This window comes from Tenacibaculum sp. E3R01 (assembly GCF_003318185.1).
In the GTDB taxonomy this organism is placed as follows: domain Bacteria; phylum Bacteroidota; class Bacteroidia; order Flavobacteriales; family Flavobacteriaceae; genus Polaribacter; species Polaribacter halocynthiae.
The window spans coordinates 1-1,782 of sequence record NZ_QOCC01000010.1 but is presented as its reverse complement, the minus strand read 5'-3'; the positions used below and the strand labels follow the sequence as shown (position 1 = coordinate 1,782).

Below are 1,782 nucleotides of genomic sequence, written 5' to 3'. Positions count from 1 at the left end.
TTTGTGTATGGTTAGTTGCGTAATTTTAACGTAAAAGTAAATAAAATAGATGAAATTAATTGTCTACGATATTTGTCCGAAGGAACAAATCCCTAAGCAATTAATTATACATTTTGTTATGTGCTTTTTTTATTCCATATTAACTTTTTGGAGTCTAAGAAATCAAAATCCGACTTTACTTGTTTTACTTTTCCTTTATCCTTGAGATAATCTAACGTTTGAATTAATTTAGGAGTATTGTCTATATAAACAGAGCTTATATATTTGTAATCATTTGTGGTTTTCATATAATATTGGAAAAACCATAAATCTAGCACTCCATAAAACCCATTGTACTTTAGATTAATATCAACAATTTGTCCTGATTTAGAGTTGGAAAAACAAACATCTCCACCGTGAAATCGATAACTCCAATTTTTTGATAATTGATTTTTATCTATTGTTATTTGTTCTTTTATTTCTGTAAATGATTTATTTGTATCGGTAAAACTATAGTCATATTTTTCTTCAAATCTCCTTATTAATTTTTCCGAAATCAATCTGTAGCTTTTGATTGCTTCTTCTAATTTTTCCGAAATTTTTTCTACCTCACTTTCAGATAAAAGATTATAGATATGATAAAATTTCAAGCCTTTAAATTCTCCTTTGTGGATCTTAACATTTAATGAATCATCAATATTTTTTATTTGTTTTTTTAAATTTCGAATAAAAAGAATATTGAATTTAGAATTATAATCTATTCTAATTCTGTCATTTCTCATTAATTCTTCTTTAATTGTTTTTAAAGAAGGTATTTCTTTCGTTCTATTACAGAATGTTTTTTTCAATTCTTTCATTATTGGAATTGCACATAACGTATTTGTGTATGGTTAGTTGCGTAATTTTAACGTAAAAGTAATTAAAATAGATGAAATTAATTGTCTGCGAGATTTGTCCGAAGGAGCAAATCCGTAAGCAATTAATTATACATGGTGTTGGCACCAGTAATTTTATTTTTCTATTGATGAAAGCATTTCAAATTTTTCATCAGCTAATTTATTCCAGTCAGAATGTTCCAAAGGATTGCTATTCCGTTCAGAGAGTTTTTTCCTTTTAAGCATTTCTTTAGGTATAATTGGATTCAAAGTCGAATAATCAGTTCCAAATTTTATCATATTTACATAAACCTTTTGAATTCCAGTCCAAAATAATTTGTGGTTAGAATCAGATAATCCTCTCAAATCCAAACCCCTTTCAATAGTTTTTCCATTTGTATTTATAAATCCCCAACACATTTCAACTTCTTCTTCTGTATTCGAAGGAATTTTTCTTTCGAGAATTAATTTTAATTCCGTTGAATTTTCTAAATTCTTTATTTCTCGTATAAGGTCTCTTATGATTCCGTCAAAACCTGTCCATCTTGGTGCATAACAACTTCTGTCTTTTAGTATGATAAATCCACTTGCCAAATTTTATGTTTTAATAGATTTTAAATTGTGTTATTATTTCTCTACCTTATTGGTGCTAACGGTCTCGTATAACCGTCAGTTACGGGATAGAATTACGGATTTTCGGATTAATCACAGACGCTAGTAATTACGCGTGGATTCGGACGGAGTCGAATCCGCCGTAATTGCGGTTATACATTGTTACCTGCTGGCTTTATTCTTTATTTTATTCAGTCGTTGAAATATTCTTTCTCCCAAATCAATGTTTCCAACAAAGTCATCCCATTGGCAGGTTGGTGCGAACCAAACCCATAAATCCTCAATTACACTTTCGTCTCCATTTTCCAATTTTTTT

2 protein-coding genes are annotated in these 1,782 nt (G+C 29.0%); both read right to left on the bottom strand.

Translation table 11 applies throughout. The features are described from left to right. Positions 1-116: 116 nt before the first annotated feature. The gene (locus tag DS884_RS01510) at positions 117-836 is read right to left on the bottom strand and encodes a DUF6896 domain-containing protein (protein WP_113785514.1); all 720 of its coding nucleotides are present in this window, start codon (positions 834-836) and stop codon (positions 117-119) included. 153 nt (positions 837-989) lie between these two features. Continuing rightward, complete coding sequence (locus DS884_RS01505) at positions 990-1,448, bottom strand: hypothetical protein (RefSeq protein WP_113785513.1); 459 nt, start codon at positions 1,446-1,448, stop codon at positions 990-992. Positions 1,449-1,782: the final 334 nt, after the last annotated feature.

Excerpts from the sequence above, each read along its gene's own strand:
- DS884_RS01510 (WP_113785514.1), bottom strand. The coding sequence starts at position 836 with ATGAAAGAATTGAAAAAAACATTCTGTAATAGAACGAAAGAAATACCT.